At 70.3% G+C, this 23,363-nt stretch carries 18 protein-coding genes and 1 pseudogene; 8 read left to right on the top strand and 11 right to left on the bottom strand.

What is annotated here, in order from left to right:
- Window positions 1-210 precede the first annotated feature (210 nt).
- From ABFX50_RS16320 to yjfF, 4 genes are all read left to right on the top strand, one after another.
- Window positions 211-1,191 (top strand): ABC transporter substrate-binding protein, encoded by a 981-nt coding sequence (locus ABFX50_RS16320; RefSeq protein WP_183646708.1) that lies wholly within the window; start codon window positions 211-213, stop codon window positions 1,189-1,191.
- Window positions 1,192-2,212: 1,021 nt separating this feature from the next.
- The gene (locus tag ABFX50_RS16315; protein WP_346147243.1) at window positions 2,213-3,721 is read left to right on the top strand and encodes a sugar ABC transporter ATP-binding protein; all 1,509 of its coding nucleotides are present in this window, start codon (window positions 2,213-2,215) and stop codon (window positions 3,719-3,721) included.
- Window positions 3,721-4,713: an ABC transporter permease gene (locus tag ABFX50_RS16310; protein WP_346147241.1), complete on the top strand. Its 993-nt coding sequence runs from the start codon at window positions 3,721-3,723 to the stop codon at window positions 4,711-4,713. The genes ABFX50_RS16315 and ABFX50_RS16310 overlap by 1 nt, the downstream gene beginning before the upstream one ends.
- Window positions 4,710-5,678 (top strand): galactofuranose ABC transporter, permease protein YjfF, encoded by a 969-nt coding sequence (gene yjfF / locus ABFX50_RS16305; RefSeq protein ID WP_346147239.1) that lies wholly within the window; start codon window positions 4,710-4,712, stop codon window positions 5,676-5,678. The genes ABFX50_RS16310 and yjfF overlap by 4 nt, the downstream gene beginning before the upstream one ends.
- A 54-nt stretch (window positions 5,679-5,732) precedes the next feature.
- Here yjfF and ABFX50_RS16300 read toward each other — a convergent pair.
- From ABFX50_RS16300 to ABFX50_RS16255, 10 genes and pseudogenes are all read right to left on the bottom strand, one after another.
- Window positions 5,733-6,998, bottom strand: a pseudogene (locus ABFX50_RS16300) (ABC transporter permease subunit); the annotation flags it as partial.
- A 419-nt stretch (window positions 6,999-7,417) separates the two neighbouring features.
- On the bottom strand, window positions 7,418-8,866 hold the full coding sequence (locus ABFX50_RS16295) for an ABC transporter substrate-binding protein (RefSeq protein WP_346147237.1): 1,449 nt from the start codon (window positions 8,864-8,866) through the stop codon (window positions 7,418-7,420).
- A 146-nt stretch (window positions 8,867-9,012) separates the two neighbouring features.
- Window positions 9,013-10,947, bottom strand: a complete 1,935-nt coding sequence (locus ABFX50_RS16290; protein ID WP_346147235.1) for a glycoside hydrolase family 71 protein — start codon at window positions 10,945-10,947, stop codon at window positions 9,013-9,015.
- Between the two features lie 100 nt (window positions 10,948-11,047).
- Window positions 11,048-12,490, bottom strand: coding sequence for an amidohydrolase family protein (locus tag ABFX50_RS16285; protein ID WP_346147233.1), 1,443 nt, complete (start codon window positions 12,488-12,490; stop codon window positions 11,048-11,050).
- Window positions 12,487-13,269: an ABC transporter ATP-binding protein gene (locus tag ABFX50_RS16280; protein ID WP_346147231.1), complete on the bottom strand. Its 783-nt coding sequence runs from the start codon at window positions 13,267-13,269 to the stop codon at window positions 12,487-12,489. The genes ABFX50_RS16285 and ABFX50_RS16280 overlap by 4 nt, the downstream gene beginning before the upstream one ends.
- Window positions 13,266-14,231 (bottom strand): ABC transporter ATP-binding protein, encoded by a 966-nt coding sequence (locus ABFX50_RS16275; protein ID WP_346147229.1) that lies wholly within the window; start codon window positions 14,229-14,231, stop codon window positions 13,266-13,268. Before ABFX50_RS16275 ends, ABFX50_RS16280 begins: the two co-directional genes overlap by 4 nt.
- Window positions 14,228-15,025: an ABC transporter permease gene (locus ABFX50_RS16270; RefSeq protein WP_183646691.1), complete on the bottom strand. Its 798-nt coding sequence runs from the start codon at window positions 15,023-15,025 to the stop codon at window positions 14,228-14,230. Before ABFX50_RS16270 ends, ABFX50_RS16275 begins: the two co-directional genes overlap by 4 nt.
- Window positions 15,022-15,951 (bottom strand): ABC transporter permease, encoded by a 930-nt coding sequence (locus ABFX50_RS16265; RefSeq protein WP_346116908.1) that lies wholly within the window; start codon window positions 15,949-15,951, stop codon window positions 15,022-15,024. The genes ABFX50_RS16270 and ABFX50_RS16265 overlap by 4 nt, the downstream gene beginning before the upstream one ends.
- Window positions 15,948-17,564, bottom strand: a complete 1,617-nt coding sequence (locus tag ABFX50_RS16260) for an ABC transporter substrate-binding protein (RefSeq protein ID WP_346147227.1) — start codon at window positions 17,562-17,564, stop codon at window positions 15,948-15,950. The genes ABFX50_RS16265 and ABFX50_RS16260 overlap by 4 nt, the downstream gene beginning before the upstream one ends.
- Window positions 17,561-18,709, bottom strand: coding sequence for an amidohydrolase (locus tag ABFX50_RS16255; protein WP_346147225.1), 1,149 nt, complete (start codon window positions 18,707-18,709; stop codon window positions 17,561-17,563). The genes ABFX50_RS16260 and ABFX50_RS16255 overlap by 4 nt, the downstream gene beginning before the upstream one ends.
- A 76-nt stretch (window positions 18,710-18,785) precedes the next feature.
- Between ABFX50_RS16255 and ABFX50_RS16250 the strand changes: the two genes are divergently transcribed.
- The 4 genes from ABFX50_RS16250 to ABFX50_RS16235 all read left to right on the top strand — a co-directional run bounded on the left by ABFX50_RS16250 (window position 18,786) and on the right by ABFX50_RS16235 (window position 22,400).
- Complete coding sequence (locus tag ABFX50_RS16250) at window positions 18,786-19,454, top strand: FadR/GntR family transcriptional regulator (RefSeq protein WP_183646680.1); 669 nt, start codon at window positions 18,786-18,788, stop codon at window positions 19,452-19,454.
- A gap of 128 nt (window positions 19,455-19,582) precedes the next feature.
- The gene (locus ABFX50_RS16245; protein WP_346147223.1) at window positions 19,583-20,788 is read left to right on the top strand and encodes an ABC transporter substrate-binding protein; all 1,206 of its coding nucleotides are present in this window, start codon (window positions 19,583-19,585) and stop codon (window positions 20,786-20,788) included.
- On the top strand, window positions 20,785-21,591 hold the full coding sequence (locus tag ABFX50_RS16240; RefSeq protein WP_183646674.1) for a carbohydrate ABC transporter permease: 807 nt from the start codon (window positions 20,785-20,787) through the stop codon (window positions 21,589-21,591). Before ABFX50_RS16245 ends, ABFX50_RS16240 begins: the two co-directional genes overlap by 4 nt.
- On the top strand, window positions 21,588-22,400 hold the full coding sequence (locus tag ABFX50_RS16235; protein WP_312895513.1) for a carbohydrate ABC transporter permease: 813 nt from the start codon (window positions 21,588-21,590) through the stop codon (window positions 22,398-22,400). The genes ABFX50_RS16240 and ABFX50_RS16235 overlap by 4 nt, the downstream gene beginning before the upstream one ends.
- Here the strand turns inward: ABFX50_RS16235 and ABFX50_RS16230 are convergent.
- Window positions 22,363-23,349, bottom strand: coding sequence for an ADP-ribosylglycohydrolase family protein (locus ABFX50_RS16230; protein WP_346147221.1), 987 nt, complete (start codon window positions 23,347-23,349; stop codon window positions 22,363-22,365). The genes ABFX50_RS16235 and ABFX50_RS16230 overlap by 38 nt on opposite strands.
- Window positions 23,350-23,363: the final 14 nt, after the last annotated feature.

Genomic DNA, 23,363 nt, shown 5'->3' with positions numbered 1-23,363 from the left:
CCGTGCCAGTCAGGAGGCACCGGGGCAGCACGGCCTGGCCGGTGACGCGAACCGGTCGGGTGGCAAGGGCGAGGTACGGCCTGGCGCCGTAGCTCGGCCGGACGAAGTGGCAGGACCGGTACGGCCTGGTGGTCGTAACGGATCAGGAGTGAGGCGCGACGTCGCGCACGCGAATGTTAGCGCTAACAATCAGAGAGGACACCCCCCAACGTGTTGAAGAGGATCTCGGCCCTGGTGCTCGCGGGGCTCACGGCGGCCGCGCTCACCTCCTGCGGTTCAGGAGGCTCCGGCGGCGCGTCAGGCGCGGACGACGGCTCGATCACCATGGGCTTCTCCCAGGTGGGCGCGGAGAGCGGATGGCGTACGGCCAACACCAAGTCCGTCCAGGAGGCGGCGAAGGAGAGCGGCATCACGCTGAAGTTCTCCGACGCCCAGCAGAAGCAGGAGAACCAGATCAAGGCCATCCGCTCCTACATCCAGCAGAAGGTGGACGTGATCGCCTTCTCGCCGGTGGTGGAGTCGGGGTGGGACACCGTGCTGAAGGAGGCGCGCGACGCCAAGATCCCGGTGATCCTCACCGACAGGGCGGTGGACTCCAAGGACACCACTCTCTACAAGACCTTCCTCGGATCGGACTTCGTCGAGGAAGGCCGCAAGGCGGGTAAATGGCTCGTCGAATCGTTCAACAATTCCACAGACCCCGTGAATATCGTTGAACTTCAGGGCACCACGGGCTCCGCACCCGCCAACGACCGCAAGGCCGGTTTCGCCGAGGTGATCGGCGCGGACCCCAAGTTCAAGGTCATCGCCTCGCAGACCGGCGACTTCACCAGGGCGAAGGGCAAGGAGGTCATGGAGGCCTTCCTGAAGTCGAACCCCGACATCGACGTGTTGTACGCGCACAACGACGACATGGGCCTGGGCGCGATCGAAGCGATCGAGGGCGCGGGCAAGGTGCCGGGCAAGGACATCAAGATCATCACCGTGGACGCGGTGAAGGACGGCATGCAGGCGCTGGCCGACGGAAAGATCAACTACATCGTCGAGTGCTCGCCGCTGCTCGGCCCGCAGCTGATGGACCTGGCTAAGAAGGTCGTCAAGGGTGAGACGGTGCCGGCTCGCGTGGTGACGGAGGAGACGACGTTCACGCAGGAGCAGGCCAAGACCGCGCTGCCGAACCGGAAGTACTGACCGGGTGAAGCACCCTCTGGGTGTCTCCAGGATTCCGGCCTCCGGCCTCCAGGATCCCGGCCTCCGGCCGGTATCCGGTTCCGGTCCCGGCTACCGGTCTCTGGTCCCCGGTCTCTGGTCCCCGGTCTCTGGTCCCCGGTCTCGGGTCCCCGGTCCCCGGTCCCCGGTCCCCGGTCTCGGGTCTCGGGTTCCCGATTCCCGGTCCGGGTCTTCCGGGTCCCTGGTCTTCCGGGTCCCTGGTCTTCCGGGTCCCTGGTCCTCTGGGGTCCTGGTCACCGGGGTCTGGGGTTGGGCTCGGATCCGGGTGGCGCGGGTTCCGGTGTACCGGGCTTCCGGGGCGGAGGGTCCCGAAGGTTTCGATCTCGGGTCGAGGGTCTCGGGGTCTTCGAGGCCCGGGGCTCTGGAGTCCAGAAGCCCAGAAGTCCGGGAATCCGGGAATCCGGGAGTCCGGGGACCAGGGCCCTAGATCTGGGGGCCAGCAGTTCAGAAGTCCCGAGTCCGGGGCCCAGGAATCGCTTGCCCCGGTACTCGGGTGGTCCTGGAGCCCGGGCCCTGAAGTTGCTGCTGAAGCTCGGACCCTCGTGTCTCGGTTCTCGGTGGCGTGGTGGCTCAGTCTCTGAGGCTTGGTGTGTCGAGGAGGCGGGGGTCTGGGAGAGCTGACGTCTCCAGGAGGTTCGGTGTGCACGGGAGGTTCGGTGTGCACGGGAGGTCCGGTGTCTCCAGGAGGGCCGGGGTCCGGTCGCTGCGGGAGAGCCGTGATCCGGTGTCTTCAGGAGGGCCGGTGTTCCGGGTGTCCCGTGTCCCCTGTCTGCAGGAGGTCCGGTGGCTGTGGGAGGTCCGGTGTCCGGTGGCTGCGGGGTCTGGTGCCTCTGGGAGATCGGGTCTCGGGGTCGGGGGCGAGGGAGCGTTTGGTGGGTCGGCTGGGGCGCTTGACGGAGAGGAAGTAGCTCCCATGGGGCGATCGATGGACGGATGGGCGGGCCGTTAGGTGTGCCCCGTTGACAAGGAGAGGGGCGCCGCGATGGCCGTACCCGAGCCGATCCTGCGCATGAAAGGCATCGGCAAACAGTTCCCCGGGGTGAAGGCCCTGGACGGTGTCGACTTCCGGCTGCTGCCCGGCGAGGTGCACGCGCTGATGGGGGAGAACGGCGCGGGGAAGTCCACCCTGATCAAGGTGCTCACCGGGGTCCATCCCGTCGACACCGGCACCATCGACCTCGACGGCGTCCCCGTCGCCTTCGCCGGGCCGCTGGAGGCGCAGCGGGCCGGGATCAGCACGGTCTACCAGGAGGTCAACCTCTGCACGAACCTCTCGGTGGCCGAGAACATCTTCATCGGCAGGGAGCCGAGGAAGAGGGGCCGCATCGACTGGAAGCGGATGCGCGCCAGGGCCGCCGAACTGCTCGCCAGGCTTGATCTCGACCTGGACGTCTCGGCGCCGCTGGAGGCCTACTCCCTGGCCGTGCGGCAGATGGTCGCCATCGCCCGCGCGGTCGACATCGAGGCGCGGGTGCTGATTCTCGACGAGCCGACCTCCAGCCTGGACGCGGGTGAGGTGGCGCAGCTGTTCAAGGTGATGCGGACGCTCAAGGGCGAGGGCATCGCGATCCTCTTCGTGTCCCACTTCCTGGATCAGATCTATGAGATCGCGGATCGTATGACGATCCTGCGCAACGGCAGGCGGGTGGGTGAGTACCTGGTCAGCGAGCTGTCCCAGGTGGAGCTGGTCGGCAAGATGATCGGCCAGGAGCTCAAGGAGCTCGAGCGGTTGCACGGCGAGGCGAAGAGGTTCGACGCGCCGCTGGTCGAGGCGCGCGAGCTGGGCCGTCCGGGAGCGATCGAGCCTTTCACGCTCACCATTCACGAGGGCGAGGTCGTCGGACTCGCGGGGCTGCTCGGCTCGGGCCGTACGGAAGTGGCGCGGTTGCTCTTCGGGGCCGACCACGCGGGCGGGGGAGAGATCGCGGTCGGCGGGACGCCGGCCGCGCTGCGCACGCCGCGCGCGGCGATGGGCCACGGGATCGCCTTCTGCTCGGAGGACAGGAAGGCGGACGGGCTCGTTCCCGACCTCACGGTCAGGGAGAACATCATCCTCGCGCTCCAGGCCACCAGGGGGTGGACCAGGCCGGTGCCGCGTGAGCAGCAGGACGCGCTGGTCGGGAAGTACATCAAGGCGTTGAAGATCAGCCCGCCCCATCCCGAGCACCTGGTGCGCAACCTCAGCGGCGGCAACCAGCAGAAGGTGCTGCTGGCCAGGTGGCTGATCCTCGAGCCCAGACTGCTCATCCTCGACGAGCCCACGCGCGGCATCGACGTCGGGGCCAAGGCCGAGATCCAGCGGCTGGTGGTGGAGCTGTCCGACGGCGGGATGGCGGTGCTGTTCATCTCCGCCGAACTGGAGGAGGTGTTGCGCCTCAGCCACAAGGTGGGCGTGCTGCGCGACCGCAGGCTCGTCGCCCAGCTGCCCAACGACGAGGAACTGACCATGGAGGTGCTCATGGAGACGATCGCGAGCGGAGGGCGGCCCTGATGCGACGCCTGCTCTGGCCGTTGGTGATCCTGGCCGCGCTGCTGGCGGTGAACGTGCTCTTCACGCCGGGCTTCTTCTCGATCCAGGTGCGCGAGGGGCACCTGTACGGGAGCCTGATCGACATTCTGCGGTTCGGCGCGCCGCTGATCCTGGTGGCGCTCGGCATGACGCTGGTCATCGCGACCGGCGGCATCGACCTGTCGGTCGGCTCGGTGGTGGCGATCTCGGGGGCGCTGGCCTGCCTGCAGCTCAGCCAGGACGCCGGTGTGTTCACCGCCGTCGTGCTGGCGCTCGGCCTGTCGGTCGCGCTGGGCGTGTGGAACGGGTTCCTGGTCGCCAACGCGGGCATCCAGCCCATCATCGCGACCCTGATCCTCATGGTCGCGGGGCGCGGGCTGGCCCAGCTGATCACCGACGGGCAGATCATCACCGTCAACGACCCCGCCTTCAAGCTCATCGGGGGCGGCTACCTGCTGACGGTGCCGTTCGGCATCCTGCTGGTGCTGGCCGTCCTGGCCGTCACGGCGTTCCTGACCCGCAGGCTCGCGCTCGGCATGCTGATCGAGGCGGTCGGAGGAAACGCGGAGGCCAGCAGGCTCGCCGGCATCAGGGCGCGCGGGATCATCGTGATGGTCTACGCGTTCGCGGCGCTGTGCGCGGGCGTCGCCGGGCTGATGATCAGCTCGAACGTCTCCAGCGCCGACGGCAACAACGCGGGGCTGTGGATCGAGCTGGACGCCATCCTGGCCGTCGTGATCGGCGGCACGTCGCTGGCCGGCGGGCGCTTTTCACTGGCGGGGACGGTGGTCGGCGCGCTCATCATCCAGACGCTCACCACGACGATCTACTCGATCGGCGTGCCGCCGGAGACCACGCTGCTGTTCAAGGCGCTGGTGGTGACGGTGGTCTGCCTGCTCCAGTCCGCGGCCTTCCGCGAGAAGGTCTTCAAGCGCCGCGCCCGTACGGCGGGGGCCCAGGAGGTGGCGGCATGAGCGCGCTCGCCTCCCGGCAGAGGTACCTGCCCGCGCTGGTCACCGGGTGCCTGTTCGTGGCGATGTTCGTGGCGGGCGGGATCCGCTACGAGGGGTTCGCCAGCGGCCAGGTGATTCTCAACGTCTTCGTCGACAACGCCTTCCTGCTGGTGGTCGCGGTCGGCATGACGTTCGTCATCCTCACCGGCGGGATCGACCTGTCGGTCGGGTCGGTGGTCGCGCTGTCCACGATGATCGCCGCCACCCTGATGTCGGGCCCAGGCTGGCCGCCTTACGTGGTGATCCCGCTGGTGCTGCTGATCGGCTCGGGCCTCGGGCTGGTGATGGGCTACATCATCCACGTCTTCGACATCCAGCCGTTCATCGTGACGCTGGCGGGCATGTTCCTGGCCAGGGGGCTGTGCTACACGATCGGCACCGAGTCCGTCCCGATCGAGGACGCGACCTTCACCGCGTTCGCGCAGACCAGGATCGACCTGTTCGCGGAGATGTGGATCTCACCGAGCGTGATCATCGCGGCGGTGGTGGTCGCCGTGGCCGCGTACGTGCTGCACTACACGCGCCTCGGCAGGGCCGTCTACGCCACCGGGGGCAGCGAGCAGTCGGCGCTGCTCATGGGGCTGCCCGTGGGCCGCACGAAGATCGCCGTCTACACGATCAGCGGGTTCTGCTCGGCGCTGGGCGGGGTGCTGCTGTCGTTCTACATGCTCTCCGGGTACGGTCTGCACGCCGTCGGCATGGAGCTCGACGCGATCGCCGCCGTCGTCATCGGCGGCACCCTGCTGACCGGCGGGTCGGGGCTGCTGCTCGGGACCGTGCTGGGCGTGCTGGTGCTGGGCCTGATCCAGACGATCATCAGCTTCGAGGGCACGCTCAGCTCGTGGTGGACCAAGATCTTCATCGGTCTGCTGCTGTTCGTCTTCATCGTCCTGCAGCGCCTGTTCTCCTCCAGGAGCTCCCGTTGACCTTCGAGGCTCCGGCCGGAGTGGCCTGTCGTCACCGGCGACCTGCCAGCGGTGGGCGACAGTGACCGCGAGTGCGGCGAGGGCTGCGAGCGCGGCGGCAGGGGCGAGCACCGCCCAAGGGGCGCGTTCCACGTAGGGGAGCGATTCGGCCAGCATCAGTCCCCACTCCGAGGACGGCGGCTGGGCGCCCAGACCGAGAAATCCGAGGGAGGCGACGGCGAGAGCGATCGCGGGCAGCCGGAGCACCGCGTGGCGGGCTACCGGGCCCGCGACCGCCGGCAGCAGGTGGCGCCAGAAGATCCGCAGCTCCGAGGAGCCCAGCCCGCGCTGGGCCGTCAGGTGTGGTGCCGCCCTGGCCTCCTCCAGCAGCGCCGCGGTGTGCATGGCGAGCGGGGCCCATGCCACCAGACCGACGGCGAACGAGGCCCCGAGGACCCCAGGCCCGTACAACGCGGCCACCACCAGTCCGGTGAGCACCGGTGGCAGGGCGTTGACCATCTCCGCCGCGCCCGCCGTGAGCCAGGGCAGGAGCCCGACGACCAGGCCGACGAGGTAAGCGGCCAGGCACACCAGGACGGCGACCCCCACGGTCGCCAGCGCGCCGTGGCCCACGCGGGCCAGCACGTCCCGTCCCAGGCCGTCGGCGCCCAACGGCGCGTCGCCTGAGGGGGCGGCGAGCCGCGCGGCGGTGTCGAGCGTGGCCGGGTCGCGCAGGAGTCCCCAGCCGATGACGGCAAGCAGCACGACGGCGAGCAGCGCGGGCAGCGCTCGGCCGCGTGGGCCCGAGGTGTCGGGCGGCGGCGGTGCCAAGGCGGCGCCCGTGAGCGCGGCGCCGAGCAGGCCACGTCTGAGCAGGTCGGCCACGACTCCCACGGCGAAGCCCAGGAGGACGAGGGTCAGCACCGCCGCCTGCAGTACCGGCAGATCCTGCGCTTCGGCCGCGCCGAGGGCGGTGCGGCCGAGACCGGGTATGGCGAAGATCTTCTCCACCGCGACGGCTCCCCCTGTGAGGCCGACCACCACGAGCCCGAGCTGGGGAAGCAGGGCGGGCATGGCGCGCCGGGCGGCGGCCCGCGCGACGGTCTTCGCGGGGAATCCGGCCGCACGCCAGGTGGGTACCCATCGTTCGCGTAGCGCGCCCCGCAACGCGTCATCGGCCAGGTGAGCGAGGAGTCCACCGGCGGGCACGCCCAGCGCGATCGCGGGAAGGATCAGGTGGCGTGGTTCCTGCCAGCCGTACGGCGGAAGCCAGTCCAGCCAGACGGCGACCACGATCAGGGACACGGTGGCCAGCAGGAACTCCGGGATCGCGGCGAGCATCGCCGCGCGGGCGCCGTGTCCGCCAGGGGCATGACCGCGTGCGGCCCTGAGCGCGGTCGGCGCGCACAGCGCGACGGCCACCACCACCGCGACCGCCATGGCCGCCGCCATGAGGGTGAGCGACACACCGAGTCCGGACGCGATGCCCGGCAGCACCGGACGACCGGACACCCAGGAGACGCCCGCGTCGCCGCGCGGCAACCCGGACAGCCAGCGCCAGGTCAGCGCGACCGGCCCCGCGTCCAGCCCCAGGTCGGCCCGAATCGCCGCGAGCGCCTCGGCGGTCGGTTCCTGCTCGGCCGAGCGGGCCCGCAGCAACGACAGCGCGGGATCCCTGCCCGACAGCCACGGCAGCGCGCCCACCAGGGCGACCGCGCCCGCGATCGCGACGGACCTGCTCAGCGATGCACCCAGGCGGCTCATCGGGCGTGCGTGTCGGCGGTGATCAGGAGGCGTTCGCGCGGGTCCTTGACCGAGCCGGTGACGCCCTTCGCGTCTCCCTGCAGGACGCGCTCGTGCAGCATCGGGATCGCCGCGCCGGTGTTCAGGATCGCGGCTTCCGCCGCCAGGATCGCGCGCCGGCGTTCCTCTCCCGCCGGAGTGCGGGCGGCTTCCTCGAGCGCGGCGTCGACCCGTTCGTCACACAGCTGGGCGATGTTGAAGGACCCCTCGCAGCTGAAGTCGCTGACCATGTACGCGACCGGGTCGCCGGAGTCCAGTACGGTCGCCCGGGACAGGATGAAGGCGTCGAAAGCGCCCTCAAGGGCGTCCGCCTCGATGTGCGCGTACTCCCGCACGACGAGCTCGACCTCGAATCCGGCCCGCTCCAGTTGCTGGCGCAGGACCGCGGCCACCTCGGGCAGCTCGGCCCGGTCGGTGAAGGTCGCCAGAGTGATCTTCGTTCCGTTCGCCGGGCCTGGCTCGACGGTGGCGGGGCGGGCCGGACGCCGCGCGCTCCACGGCAGGGCGGGACCGAGCAGACCGGCGGCGACGTCGGCCCGGCCCTCGTACACGCCGGTCACCAGGGCCTTGCTGTCGATGGCCGCGCGGGCCGCGGCGCGCAGGCCGGGGTCCTTGAACGCGCCTTTCGCGGTGTTGAGGTAGAGGGTGTTGGTGCGCGGCATCGGCACCTCGCTGATCGTCTGGGAGTCCAGCAGCGCGGCCTGCGAGACCGGGATGGCCTCGACGATGTCGGCCTCGCCGGTCCTCAGCGCGGCGGCGCGGGCGGTGCCGTCCGGCACGAACCGCACCTCGATGCCGGCGGCCTTGGCCTTGGGACCCCAGTAACGCTCGTTGCGCTCGAGAGTGGCGCCAGAGGTGCCGTCCACCTTGGTGAGCACGAACGCGCCGGTGCCCGTGCCGACGGGGTTCACCGTGCGTCCCTGGTACGCCTTCTCGGCCAGGATCGCCAGCTGCGGACTGGACAGGCGGTGCGGCACCAGCGGGTCGGGCGTGGCGGTGGCCACGAGCACCTTGTCGTCCTTGGCCGTCACCGTCAGCTCGACCCCGTCCAGGATTCTGGGCTTGGGCGCGGCAGCGGCGGCGGCACGCAGGGAACGCGCCGCGCGCTCGGCGGTCAGCGGCGTGCCGTCATGGAATCTCACGTCCCTTCGGATCGTGAATGTCCACGTCAGCCGGTCACTCTGGGACCAGCCGGTGGCGAGCGCCGGCTGGGGATCGCCCGCGGCGTCGAGGTTGACCAGAGTCTCGGCTGTGCTCCAGCGCGACAGCTTGAACGCGTCGTCGCTCAGCGGGTTCAGGCCGGAGCGGGGCGGCTGGAGCATGACCAGGTCGATGCGGCCGGCTCCGGCGTCCGCCGCGCCGGGCATGGCCGAGCAGCCGGTCAGGGCGATGAGGGAGAGGATCACGGGAGGAACGAGAAGGGAGCGCATGCCGGTCTTTCACCAAGGGGATTCGAGCTCCGCACCCTAACACAGAATGAAAACCGTATTCATTTTTGCCCGGCGGTGGCCATCGGACACGGGCGGGCCCGCCGGGACCCGCCCGTATCAGGTCACTTCCTGCCGCTGCTCACCGCGTGGTACTGCAGGTCCTGCACGGTGAAGTCCTTCTTCACCTGCCAGGGCGAGGTGACCGTCACGGCGCCCACCGACGCCTTGTTCGTCCCGTACGCCAGGGGGAAGGTCTTGGCCTGGAGCCCGGCCTGGCCCGCGTAGGTCTTCTCGACCCCGCCGATGCTCGCCTTGACCGTGGCGGCACGGGTGAGGAAGGACAGCACCTCCACCGTGTCGCGCGGGGCGCTGGTGCCCGAGCGCGGGAGCATGAACTTGGTCTGCGTGCCCGACGTCGGCCTGGCGGCGGCGAACTGAGTGCGGTGCGTCAGGTAGAGCGTGTCACGCGTGATCGCCGGCGCCTTGCCGGTCTTCCACCAGGTCAGGTAGTAGGAGGAGATGTCCAGGTAGGCGCCGCCGTTGTGCACAGAGGGCGCGAACTGGGTGCCCTCGGAGAAGTCGTTCCAGGTGGTCAGCTGGATCCAGTCGGCGCCGCCCGAGATCGACTTCTCCCAGGTGACGCGCAGGTTCTCCGTGTTGTTGGCCTCGTCGTAGATGCCCTGGTTGGGACGCTCGTCCTGGACGGAGACCGGCTGCATCCAGATCTTCTTCAGCTCGTGCGCCTTGGCGATGTTCGAGGCGATGCCGCTCTGCCCCGCCGGGCTGCGGTTGCCCCAGTTGGAGAAGCCGTAGCTGATCGGCGCGAAGGCCGCGGCGTTGGAGGGGAAGTTCAGGAAGACGGGGACGAAGGCGACCGTGATGCCGTGGGTGTCCTTCATGATCTTCATGAAGTTCGTCCACCAGGCGGCCGACTGGCCCTCCGCCTTGAACGGGGAGATCACCAGGCGCCGGTCCGGCAGGCGGTAGACCGACTTGGCCGTGGCGAGCTTGGCCATGGCGGCGGCCAGCGTGGCCGCGTCGGTCTTCAGCGAGGTCATGTCGGGCATCAGCACGATCTTGAAGCCGGGGTCGACGGCGTCGGCCGCCTTGATCAGGGTGTTGAGCCTGTCCCAGTGGGCGCTGGTGAGGGAGAGCACGTCCACGGTGAAGCCGTCGAGTCCTGCCTCGACGGCGGTCTCGATCTCCTGCTTCATGTCGGCCAGCTGCCAGTCGCCGGACAGGACGCCGCGCGGGATCGGCCGGTCGCGCAGCAGGCCGCCGTAGGCGAGGTGCTTGTTGCTCTCGCCCGTGGGGGTCAGGTAGTGCTTGGTGTAGTAGTCGTCGGCGCCCGTCCTGTTGTTCAGCGAGATCGGGTACGGCGTGAAGTAGTGCGCGAAGACCTTGCGCTCGGAGGCCCGCAGAGTGGCGGTCGAGGGTATGGCGAAGGGCAGCGGGCCGCTTGGCGCGGGGGTGGCCGTCTCGGTGTCGTAGCCGATCGTCAGCTTGGGGCCCTGGCCCGAGGTGGCGCGCGAGGAGTGCAGCACGCCGTGGGCGCCCGAGGGGGAGGTGAGGGCGAAGTCGTAGGCGCCGTTTCCGGTGAAGGCCGACGACACGTCGAGCTTGGCCGTGCCGCCCGCTGTCAGACCCTTGTGAGTGGTGATCACCTCACCCAGGGCGGGGCGGTTGTCGAACGTGAGCGAGTCGGCGGTCCACTCGCCCTTGACCGGGCGCACCTCCAGTGTGGTGTCGGTGGTCCTGACCGACTGCACGTCCAGGGTCATCGTGACGTTGACGGCGTTGGCCGGCACGTCCTTGACGTCGAAGCGGACGAAGGCGCCGCGCTCGGAGGCGGCGGCGCCGTCGCACGGGGTGGTGCAGACCGACAGCCAGGTGACGGTGTGGTGCGTCTTTCCCGGCCCTGCCTGGCTGACGTAGCTGTCCTCGGCGGAGGCGAAGGAGACGGTCTTCTCCGCCTCCGCGACAGCCGGGGTGACCGCCGCGGCGGTGCTTCCCAGGAGGACCAATAACAGGGTGATCGCGCGTAGGCGCATACTCATCGTGCCCTTCATGTAGCGATATGTCATGACATACCGCGTGACAACGGGCAAGATCATAGGCTGACGGGTCACCGGTCCACCGGGTTTCGGACCGAAACCCTCACGCCGACCGAAATGACGGAGGGAACAGCTCCTCCACCGGCCTGCGCAGGTGGTCGCGCGTCGAGTAGGCGGCCTTCATCTCGGTGAAGTACGCCTGGGCCCGCCCCATGAAAGCCTTCTCGTCCACGCCGGGGATCACCCTGTCGCGCATCACGACCCTGCCGTCGATCACCACGGTCGTCACGTCGGCGCCCGAGCAGTTCATCAGCAGGGTTCTGATCGGGTCGTCGACCGGGCCGGTGCGCGGGCCCGACAGGTCCACCACGACCAGGTCCGCCTTCGCTCCCGGCGCCAGCCTTCCCAGGTCGTCGCGGCCGAGCGCCCGCGCGCCCGACAGCGTGGCGGCACGGTAGTAGTCGGCGGCCGAGCCGGCCTCCAGCCGCCCGGTGACGAGCTTGGCCAGGTTGTTGCCGTAGTCCATGTTGCGGATCATGTCGGGCGGGAAGGAGTCGGTGCCCAGCGCCACGTTCACCCCCGCCGCCCGGTAGCGGTCGAAGTCCTGGAGCGCGTCGCCGTACCTGACGGTGGTCAGCGGGCAGTGCACGATGCCGGCCAGCGCGGCGAGCCTGTCGGGCGAGCCCTCGAAAGGCGTCTCGGGCGCGCCGAGGTAGAGGGCGTGCGGGATGAGCAGCCTGGGGCCGAGCAGTCCCACCGACTCCAGCACGTCGAGCGGATGCCTGCCGTACCACTCCCGCAGCAGCCGCAGCTCGGACAGCCCCTGCATGCAGTGCAGGCGCACCAGGCAGTCGAGCTCCTCGGCGGCGCGCGCGGTGGCGCGCATCAGGTCGAGGGTGACGGTCTCGATCCTGCACGGCAGCAGCGCGCCGCGCAGCCTGCCGTCGTAGGCGCCGTCGAAGTCGCGGACGAACCTGACCGCCTCGGCCAGGCCCTTCTCTCCGAGCTCGGGCTCCCAGTGCACGTCGCGAGCGCCGTCCCTGACCACCGGCACGCCTGAGCGGTAGCTGGGGCCGAGGTACATGCGCAGGCCGAGCCGTCCGGCGATCTCGGCGACGCCGGCGAACTCCTCGTACGACTCCGCCCACGCGCTGTGTGTCTCGGCCGCGATCGGCATCGCGGTGGTGATGCCGTTGCGGATCAGCTGGGTGAGCGCGTACTCCCGCATGAACAGCGTCTCCTCCAGCGGGAAGACGGCGGCCCTGCGCCCGGCGGCGTACTCGGCCGACCAGGTCAGCCCGTCGGAGGAGGCGTGCCAGGTGTCGATGAGAGCGTGGTCGATGTCGGACAGCGCGTCGAGGTCGATGAAGCCGGGCCCGACGATCGCCTCGCCCGCGTCGATCACCTCGTCGGCGGGCCCGTCGTAGGAGGACCCGACATGGACGATCGAGTCGCCGGCGTAGACGACGCAGCCGTCGCGGTGGACGACGTGGTCGGCGCCGTCGAAGCCGATGACGTACGACGCCCTGACAACAGTGGTGCTCACGTGACTCTCCGAGATGGTTTCCAGCCTGGCCTGGGGACCGCGGCCAGGAGGGCCTTGGTGTAGTCCTCCTGAGGTTCGCGCAGCAGGTCCGCGGTGGGACCCCGCTCCACGACCGCGCCCCTGTGCATGACGATGGCGCTGTCGCTGATCTGGTTGACGACGGCCAGGTCGTGCGAGATGAAGACGTAGCTCATGCCGCCCGGCGCGCGCAGGTCGGCCAGCAGGTTGAGGATCTGCGCCTGGATCGAGACGTCGAGCGCGGCCACCGCCTCGTCGAGCACCAGCACGCGCGGCTCGACGGCGATCGCGCGGGCGATGGCCACCCGCTGCCGCTGCCCGCCCGACAGCTGCTTGGGCAGCATGGCGGCGTGCCGCTCTGCCAGCCCGACCGACTCCAGCAGCTCCAGCGTGCGCCTGCGCAGCTCGGCGGGGGTGAGGGTGAAGTGCAGCGACAGGCTGGTGGCGATCACGTCGCCGATCCGCTGCAGCTTGTCCAGCGAGGAGTAGGGATCCTGGAAGACGATCTGGATCTCCCTGGCACGCCTGCGCCGCTCCTTGGAGGAGACCCTGCCCGCCGCGCGCGGGCGGCCGCAGACGGTGATCGTCCCGCTCGTGGGGGTCTCCAGGCCGAGCAGGATCCTGGCGACCGTGGTCTTGCCCGAACCGGACTCGCCCACGATCGCCAGGGACTCGCCCTCCTCGACGGTGAACGACACCTCCTCCACCGCCACGGCCTCGCCGTAGACCTTGCGCAGCCGTTCGGCCTGGATGACGGTCATGACTCCCCCTGGAGGGTCAGCTCGGCCGAGCGGGTGCAGGCGACGGTGCCGTCGAAGACCGGCCGCGCCTCACCGCACGCGGCCAGCGCGTGCGCGCAGCGCGGGACGAAGGCACAGCCAGGGCCGGCCTCGAAGGCGGCCACCGGCCTTCCGGGGATGACCGGCAGGCGGTGGACGGTCTCCTCCAGCCGGGGGCGCGACAGGAGCAGACCGCTGGTGTAGGGGTGCAGGGGCGCGGCGGTGAGCGAGCCCGCCTCCCGCGCCTCGACGATCCTGCCCGCGTACATCACCGCGAGCCTGTCGCACGTCGCCGCCGCCAGCTCCAGGTCGTGCGTGATCAGCAGCATCGCCATGCCGCGCTCGCGCCGCAGCTCGTCGAGGATCGCCATGACCTCCGACTGCGTGGTCACGTCGAGGGCGGTCGTCGGCTCGTCGGCCAGGATCAGGTCGGGTTCGAGCGCCAGCACAGAGGCGATCATCACCCGCTGCAGCAGCCCGCCGGACAGCTCGTGCGGGTACTGCCGCAGCCGCCGCGCCCCGTCGCCGATGCCCACCTCCGCCAGCAGCCTTACGGCCCTGGCGGCGGCCTCGCGGGCGGGCAGGCCCAGGTTGGCCACCATGGCCTCGGTCAGGAAGTCGCCCACGCTGCGCACCGGATTGATGTGCGCCCTCGGGTCCTGGAAGATCATGCCGATGCGCCTGGCCCTGAGCGCGCGCAGCTCCTTGGCGCCCAGCGAGGTGACCTCGGCGCCGTCGAAGACGATGCTGCCGCTGACCCGCGCGCCCGGAGGCGTGAGCCCCAGCACCGCGCGAGCCGTCATCGACTTGCCCGACCCCGACTCCCCGACCAGGCCCACGGCCTCGCCGGCGCCGATCGTCAGGTCGACCTCCTCGACCAGCGTCCGCCACTCGCCCGCCGAAGGGACGGCGAGCGCGAGGCCGGAGATCGTCAGCAGGCTCATACGGTCCTCCCCAGACGGTCGCCGAGCACGCTCACCGACGCGACGACCAGGGCGATGAGCACCCCTGCCGAGATCGCCTCCAGCGGCTGACCGCGCATGGCGCTGTCGAACCCGCTCTTGACCATCAGCCCCCAGTCGGCGGCGGGCGGCTGCACGCCGAGCCCGAGGAAGGAGATCGCGGCCACGTCGATCACCGCGAACCCGAGCGCCGACACCGACTGCGCAACGATGATCGGCCGCAGGTTGGGCAGCAGGTGCCGCACGCAGATGGCGAAGGCCGAGCGGCCCTGCACCCACGCGGCGGCCACGTACGGCAGGCTGCGCTCCCGCAGCGCCGCCGAGCGCACCACCCGCGCCACGTACGGCGTGTACGCCACGGCCAGCCCCGCCACCACGCCGGGGATGCCGGGACCGAGCACCGCCACGGTGATCAGGGCGAACACGATGCCGGGCACCGCGAACAGCACGTCGAGCACGCGAGAGATGACGGCGTCCACGCGGCCGCCCGCCCACGCCGCGGTGATCGCCAGCGCGGTGCCCACCACGCTGGAGACGCAGATGACGAGCGCGGGGCCGAGCAGCGTGGTCCGCGCGCCGTACATGAGCCTGGACAGCACGTCGCGGCCGAGCGCGTCGGCCCCGAGCGGATGCGAGGAGGAGCTGCCCGCCAAAGCGCTGAGCAGGTCGGGGAAGTCGGGGTCGTAGGGCGCCAGCAGCGGAGCGGCCAGCGTGGTCACCGCCACGACGGCCAGCAGCGCGGCTGCCGCCGTGCCGAGACCGCCCAGGCGGCTCACCGCGACAGGCGCGGATCGAGAGCTGAGTAGCACAGGTCCACCAGAAGGTTGATCAGGACGAACGCGGTCACCAGCACGAGCACCACGGCCTGGACGATGGCGAAGTCGCGCTGGAGGATCGCCCGGACGAACAGCGAGCCGAGGCCGTCGAGGGCGAAGATGTTCTCCACCACGACGGAGCCCGCGATCAGTCCCGCGATGTTGAGCCCGGTGACCGTGACCACCGGGATCGAGGCGTTGCGCAGCACGTGGCGGCGGACGATGTGGCGCTCGCCGAAGCCGCGGGCGCGGGCGGTCTCCACGTGCTCGCGGTTCAGCTCCTCCCGCACCGAGGCGCGGGTGATGCGGGCCAGGAACGCGGCGCTGGCCAAGCTCAGCGTGATCGCGGGCAGCGTCAGGTGGTAGAGCCTGTCGAGCAGGCCCTCGCCCGGTCCGAAGACGGGGAACCAGCCGAGCCCCACCGAGAACACGATCGCCAGCAGCACCCCGACCACGAACGGCGGCGTGGCCAGGAACAGCGAGGACAGCACCCCGATCGCGGTGTCCAGCCTGCCGCCGCGCAGCCCGGCCAGCAGGCCCATGGCGATGCCGCCTGCCGAGATCAGCACGGTCGCGTAGCCGACCAGCAGGACGGTGGTCGCCACCCTCGAGCCGATGAGCGCGGCCACCTCCTGCCGGTAGACCAGCGAGCTGCCGAAGTCACCGGTCAGCGCGTCGCCCAGCCACGAGAGGTAGCGCAGCAGGAACGGGTCGTCCAGGTGGTACTGCGCCCTGATGGCGGCGACCTGCTCGGGCGTGCCGCTCCTGTTGCCGAGCAGGAAGGCCATCGGGCCGCCGGGCACCAGGTACAGCAGGCCGTACACCAGGAAGGAGGCGACCAGCAGCACCACGGCCAGGCCCGCCAGCCGCTTCAGCAGGAAGCTCACTTCGCGCCCAGCCCCACGGCCCACGGGTAGTACAGGTAGGGGAAGGACGGCACGGCGCCGGTGACGCGGTCGCTCATGTAGAGGATGACGGGCAGGTTGTTCAGCGGCATCCAGGCCACGTCGCGGGTGACCTTGTCCTGGATGCCGGTGACGAGGGCGGCCCTGGCGGCCGGGTCGGCCTCGGCGCGGGCCTTCTTGACGTCGGCGTCGACCGCGGGGTAGCCGTTGAAGTTGGTGCGGCCGCCCGCCTGGAAGACCGTGTAGATGTCGAGCGGGTCGGGCACGTTGCCGTACCAGGTGGAGAAGAAGGCGTCGACGCCCTCGCGCGCCTTCGGGTCGGAGTAGAGGTTGCCGTACTGCTCGACGGGGACGACCTTGATGTCGATCTTCAGGCCGAGCGCCTCACCTGTGGCCTTGATGAGGTTGGCGGTCTGCTCGTGGGTGGCCGCGCTGCCCTGGATGGCGATCGTGATCGGCTCGGTGGGCGAGCCCGCCTCGGTGAGCAGCTGCTTGGCCTTGGCCAGGTCCTGCGTCTCCTGCGGCAGCGCCTGGTAGGCCTTCTCGAAGGTGGCGCGCTCGTAGCCCCAGTACTCCGCGCCGGCCAGCGTGCGCTGCGGGGCGGCGGTGCCCTGGAAGACGACCTTGGAGATGGCCGCCCTGTCGAGGGCGAGCGAGAGCGCCTGCCGCACCTTCGGGTCGGCGTAGGGGCCGTCCTTGGCGGCGCTGAGCAGCGTCCAGAACGTCAGCGACTTGCCCAGCGTGACCGAGCCCGTCGTCGACTCCCGCAGCTGGGCCAGGCCCGCGGGCGGCAGGTAGAAGTACTGCCCGTCCACCTCGCCCGAGCGCAGCGCGTTGACCGCGGTCGTCTCGTCGGCGATGAAGCGGAAGACGATCTCCTTGGACTTGGCGGTCAGCGCCTTGTCCCAGTAGGCGTCGTTGCGGACGATCGACAGCGAGTCGCCCGACTTCCACGCGCCGAACTCGAAGGGGCCGGTGCACATCAGGCCGCCCGTGGGGGAGCCGAGGTCCTTCTTGGCGGCGTACTCCTTGGACACGATCGCGCCCGCCGCCGTCGCCATCGCCTGGTTGAACAGCACGTCGGCCTGCTTCAGGGTGACCGTGACCTGCATCGGCCCGGTCGCCTCGACCTTCTCGACGGTGGAGAAGTAGTCGCTCCACCAGGTGCCGAGTGCAGGATCGAGGTGCCGCCTCAGGCTGGCGGCGACGTCCTGGGCGGTCAGCGGCTTGCCGTCCCAGAACGTCACGCCCTCGCGGATGGTGTAGACCCACGTCGTGGGCGTCGGGTTGTCGGCCTTCTCGGCGAGGCCTGGCTCGATCGTGAAGTCGGGGGTCAGGCGCAGCAGGCTCTCGCACATGTTGGCCAGCGCGGTGTTCTCCGCGTAGTTGAACGACCTGATCGGGTCGAGCGTCTGCGGCTCGTAGGGCAGGTTCCAGGTGACCTTGTCCAGACCCTTGGCCGCCGCGGCGGTGGAGGTCTTCAGGTCGAGGGCGACCGGCGCGGCGGAGGCGGGGGCCTGCTGGGTCTGGGGCCCCGCGCCGCAGGCGGCGAGGGCGAGGGCCAGCCCTGCGAGGGGTACGGCACGACGGATCATCGGGGGGACCTTTCGAGAAGGCGTCCTTCGCGGGCGATCACGGCCCCGCCTCGGACGACGAGCAGAGGGGTGGGCCGGTCCACGACGGCCTCGGCGAGCGAGGCGGCGGGCACCAGCACGAAGTCGGCCGGGTCCCCGGCCTTGAGATCGACCCGTTCGAGGCCGAGGAGCGCGGCGCCCCCGTGCGCCGCGACCGCGTAGCACGCGGCCAGCTCCTCGTCGGTCCTGGCGTCGGTGCGGTAGGCGAGCAGGTGCGCCCGCGCGATCATGTCGCCGTCGCCGAACGGCGTCCACGGGTCGCGCACGCCGTCGGAGCCGGCGGCCAGCAGCACGCCCGCCGCGGTGAGCGGGCCGACGGGCAGCACGGGGTCGGCGCCGAGCGCGCAGGTGGTCAGCGCCACGTTCGACTCGGCCAGCAGGTCGTCGAGCTCGCGCGCCTCGGCCAGGCAGAAGGCGTGGCTGATCGTCACGCGCGTGCCCGTGGCGCGGCGGGCGATCTCCCTCACCTGCGCGAGGCCCTGCTCGCCGCCGTCGTGCAGGTGGATGTCGAGCGGCGCGCCGGTCCGCTCGGCGAGGCCGAACAGCACGTCGAGGTGGCCGTGCAGGTCGCCGTCGATGCCGAGCGGGTCGAGGCCGCCGATGACGTCGGCGCCCTCGCCGAGGGAACGCTCCATCAGCTCGGCGGTTCCTGGGCGGGTGAGCAGGCCCAGCTGGGGGAAGGCGACGATCTGCACGTCGAGCAGGTGCCTGCGGGCCTCGGCGGCCTCCCGCACGCCGTGCACGTTGGCCAGGCCGTACTCGGGGGCCACGTCCACGTGGGCGCGCCAGGCCCGGGTGCCCCTGGCGACGGCGCTGTCCATCAGCGCCCCCGCCCGCTCGGCCACGGAGGCCGTCATGCCCGCCCGCGCCTTCACCTCGCCCTCGATCAGCTCTCGCAGGGTCGAGGCGGGCGTACGGCTGAGCCAGGTGTGGCCCCACGTCGTCTTGTCGGGGTGGATGTGGGCGTCGACGGGGGCGGGCAGCGCGAGCGCGCCGCCGCCGTCGACGATCACGGTGTTCTCCGGCCTCGTCGAGGGGTCGGCGATGCGGCCGTCGACGACCAGCAGGTCGTGTGGGCGGATATTGGTGAACAGCACGGAGTCCATGGGAGGTGATCCCCTTAATCTGAGGAGAACTCCGGACTAGAATAATCAGACATCAGATGTTTAGAGAAGAGGATGAATGCGGAACGTGGGCCGGATCTCGCTCGTCGACGCCGCGATCGGCGAGCTGCGCCAGGAGATCGTGAGCGGGGCGTGGCCGGTGGGAAGCAAGATCCCGTCAGAGAGCCAGCTGGCCGCTTCGCTGGGCGTGAGCAGGCTGTCGGTGCGCGAGGCCGTACGGGTGCTCGTGCACGCGGGGCTGCTGACGACCAGGCAGGGTGACGGCACCTACGTGACCGCCAGCGACGAGTCGCAGGTGGCGCTGCGGCGTCGGCTCGACAGGGCGGCGGCCATGGACATCATCGACGTGCGGCGCGGACTCGACCTCGTGGCGGCGCGCCTGGCCGCGACCAAGCGCACCCCCGAGGACCTCGAACGGATGAGGGAGGCGCTCGAGCGGAGGGTCTCGGCGGGGCGGTCGGTGGACGTGGACGCCTTCGCCGACGCCGACGTGGACTTCCATCTGCTGGTGGCGGAGGCGGCGCACAATCCCGTGCTCGGCGACCTCTACCGCAGCATGAGCGAGGTGCTGCGGGACAGCGTGCGCAAGGACCACTGCATGGAGCGGGTGGTGCTCGGCTCGGACACCTCGCACGACGAGTTGCTGGCGGCGATCGAGGCGGGCGACGCGAGCACCGCGGTGTCGGTCGCCCTGGCCATCCTGGACCAGCAGGAGCGCGACCTCTGAGGGTGCCACGCGACGGGAGGCCGTCAGGGCGGCCTCCCGACGTGCGGGCCGCGGCCGTGAAAGCGCGGCCGGCTGGATAGAACCCGTGCGCGCTGGGCAGTGGCAGGCCCACCCCCCAAGGAGTCGTCATGGCCCGCAGCATCGCCCTTCTGGTGGCCGCCGCCCTGTTCGCGACCTCGTGCGGCCAGGATCCAGGGTCCGCCGTCACGCTGGACTTCTTCCAGTTCAAGCCCGAGGCCGTCAAGACCTTCGACCGCATCATCGAGGACTTCGAGCGCGAGCACCCAGGCGTCAGGGTGGTCCAGCGCCATGTGCCCAACGCCGAGACCGCCCTCAGGACCCGCCTGGTCAGGCAGGACGTGCCCGACGTGCTGACGCTCAACGGGGCAGGCGTCTTCGGCGAGCTGGCCGCGGCGGGCGTCTTCCACGACTTCAGCCGCGACAGGGTCGCCCAGGTGGTCAACCCGCCGGTGCAGAAGATCCTCAACGACCTGGGCACCTTCGGGCGCGGAGAGGTGAACGGGCTGCCCTTCGCCTCCAACGCCAACGTCGTGATCTACAACAAGGACCTCTTCGCCAGGCACCGCGTCGAGCCGCCCCGCAGCTGGGCGGAGCTCATCGCGGCCGCCAGGACGTTCAGGGCGGCGGGGGTGACGCCGTTCTACCTCACCCTGAAGGACGCCTGGACCGCGCTGCCCACCTTCAACGCCCTGGCCGCCAACCTCGCGCCCGCCGACTTCTTCGCCAGGCGCAGGGCGGGCAGGGCCACCTTCCTGAGCGCCTACCCGCAGGTGACGGAGAAGCTCAAGGAGCTCTACTCCCACGGCCAGCCCGACCGCCTCTCACGCGGCTACGACGAGGGCAATCGAGCCTTCGCCGATGGCAGGGCCGCGATGTACCTGCAGGGCAGCTGGGCGATCCCGGCCATCAAGGGCCTGGAGCCCGCCTTCGAGCTCGGCACGTTCGCGCTGCCCGCCGTACAGGATCAGCGGCTGGTGTCGGGGGTGGACGTCGCGGTGACGATGGCGCGCGAGCCGCGGCATCCGAAGGAGGCGATGGCGTTCGTGGAGTACCTGATGCGGCCCGAGGTGATGAAGGCCTACGCCGAGGAACAGGTGGCCATCCCTCCGCTGAGACAGGCCGGCTCGCCGGTCCTTCGGGAGGTGCTGCCCTACTTCGAGCGGGGCCGCCTGGCCGGCTTCCCCGACCACCACATCCCGCTGGCCGTCCAGCTGGAGCGGCTGCTGCAGCGCTTCCTCATCGACGGGAACTCGCGCGCCTTCCTCACCGAGCTCGACAGCGAGTGGGACAAGGTCATGGAGCGCAGGTCATGAGCAGGGCCTTCTACTGGATGGTGCTGCCCGCCTTCGTGCTCTTCTTCGTCTTCCACACCGTGCCGGTGCTGCAGGGCGTCTACTACAGCCTCACCGACTCCCCGGGCTACGGCGAGCACGCCTTCGTCGGCCTGCGCAACTACGTCAACCTCTTCAAGGACGACCGGATCCTCGACGCCTACCTGTTCACCTTCCAGTTCGCCGTCGTCGCGACGATCCTCACCAACGTGATCGCCCTGGCGATCGCCGTGGGGCTGAGCGCGCGCATCAGGTTCAGGACCGCGCTGCGCGGCATCTTCTTCATCCCGAACGTGCTGGCCATCCTGATCGTCGGCTACATCTTCAACTACCTGTTCTCCAACTACGTGCCCGTGCTGCTCGGCGAGCTGGCGTGGATCGGCGTCGTGGTCGTCGCGGTGTGGCAGGCCGTGGCCTTCAACATCATCATCTATCTGGCCGGGCTGCAGACCATCCCCGAGGATCTGCACGAGGCCGCGCGGATCGACGGGGCGGGCTCGTGGCGGCGCTTCCGTTCGGTGGTCTTCCCGCTGATCGCGCCGTTCTTCACCGTCAACATGGTGCTGTCGCTGAAGAACTTCCTTCAGGTCTTCGACCACATCGTGGCCCTCACCAACGGCGGCCCCGGCACCGCGACCACCTCGGTGTCGCTGCTCATCTACACCGGCGGATTCCAGGGCGGGGAGTACGCCTACCAGACCGCCAACGCCATCGTCTACTTCGTCGTCATCGTGCTGGTCTCGATCTTCCAGCTCAGGATCCTGCAACGGAGGGAACAGCTGTGACCCGCGTCAACTGGTGGCTCACCGGACTGCTGGCCGCCTGCTCGCTGACCGTGCTGGTCCCGCTCTACTTCACCGTCGTCACCGCGCTCAAGTCGCCCGACCAGCTGACGGGCTCGGGTCTCGCCTTACCGAGCGAGATCCGCTGGAGCAACTTCGCCACCGCCTGGGAGCTGACCGGCTATCCGCGCGCCGCGCTGACCAGCGCCCTCATCACGGTCTCCGCCGTGCTGCTCACGCTGCTGACCAACTCGCTCGTCGCCTACGCCATCGCCCGCAACATGGAGCGCCGCCTGTTCAAGGGGCTGTACTACTACTTCGTCTCCGCGCTGTTCGTGCCGTTCCCGATCATCATGCTGCCGGTGGTCAAGCAGACCTCGATGCTGGGCCTGGACAACCAGGCGGGGCTCATCCTGCTGTACGTCGTCTACGGCCTGGCGTTCAACATCTTCCTCTACGTCGGCTACATCCGCTCGATCCCCGTGTCGCTGGAGGAGGCGGCGCGCGTGGACGGCGCGGGCACCTGGACGGTGTTCTGGCGGGTGATCTTCCCGCTGCTCGCCCCGATGAACGCCACGGTCGGCATCCTCACCTTCCTGTGGGCGTGGAACGACTTCCTGCTGCCGCTGGTGGTGCTGTCGGAGGCGCAGACGCTGCCGCTGGTGCAGTACGTCTTCCAGTCGCAGTTCAACACCGACTACACCGTCGCGTTCGCCTCCTACCTGATGGCTCTGGCGCCCGTACTGATCGTCTACGTCTTCGCCCAGCGCTGGGTCATCTCGGGTGTGCTGCGCGGCTCAGTGAAAGGCTGAGCTCCTCGATCGTCTCGCGCCCTTCGAGCGGCCGCAGCCACTCGGCGGGCAGCGCGGCCGTGCCGTGAACGGCGCCGAGCAGGTTGCCGCAGATCGCGCCCGTGGAGTCGCTGTCGCCCGAGTGGTTGACGGAAAGCAGCAGCGCCCTGGCTGGATCCGGCTCGGCCAGCGCGCAGTGGACGGCGATGGCCAGGGCCTCCTCCGCCACCCACGCCCCGCCCAGCCGTTCGACCGCCTCAGGGGTGCGTTCGTCAGGGGCCCGCGAGGCCGCCAGCAGCGCGATGCTGGTCTCGTCGCCGCCAGGCAGCAGGTCGAGAGCGCGCCGCACGGCCTCGGCCAGCGGCGCTCCCTCCACCAGGCAGGCCGTGATCGCCGCGAACGCCCCCGCGGCCAGGTATCCGGTCGGATGCCCATGGGTGATCTGCGCGCACTCCGCGGCCAGCCTGAACGCGGCCACGGGCTCGGCCACCAGCCCGAAGGGCGCCGACCTCATGACCGTGCCGCAGCCCTTGGAACCGGGGTTGACCGGGCCTGGCTCGCCCATCGGGGCAGGGCCGGGGAAGGGCTGGCGCAGCCCCGACAGACAGGCGTTGCCCGGCGCCCGCCTGGAGTAGAGCCACCCCTGCTCGCGCAGCGATCCCGTACGCCACGGCCGGTCGGGCGGCGGGGGAGCGGAGTGGTCCTGGGTGTCGAGCCAGCGCAGGTAGGCCTGCCGTACCGACTCCACGTCACCGCCGCCGACCAGGCCCTCGATCGTGAACAGCGTCATCTGCGTGTCGTCGGTGACCAGGCCGATCCCGCCCCGCCAGTCGGGCACGTAGCCGGTGACGCCGTCGGGGCCGTGGTGCTCGCGGATCTCCCTGATCGAGTCGAACTCGATCGGCGCGCCGAGGGCGTCGCCGATCGCGCCGCCGAGCAGAGACCCGCGAATGCGCTCCAACTGATCCATGAGGGGACATGGTA

Origin of the sequence: Nonomuraea recticatena (assembly GCF_039533245.1) — a bacterium.
Classification (GTDB): Bacteria; Actinomycetota; Actinomycetes; order Streptosporangiales; family Streptosporangiaceae; genus Nonomuraea; species Nonomuraea roseola.
The sequence above is the reverse complement of the archived record's forward strand: the minus strand, read 5'-3'. Positions and strand labels throughout refer to the sequence as shown.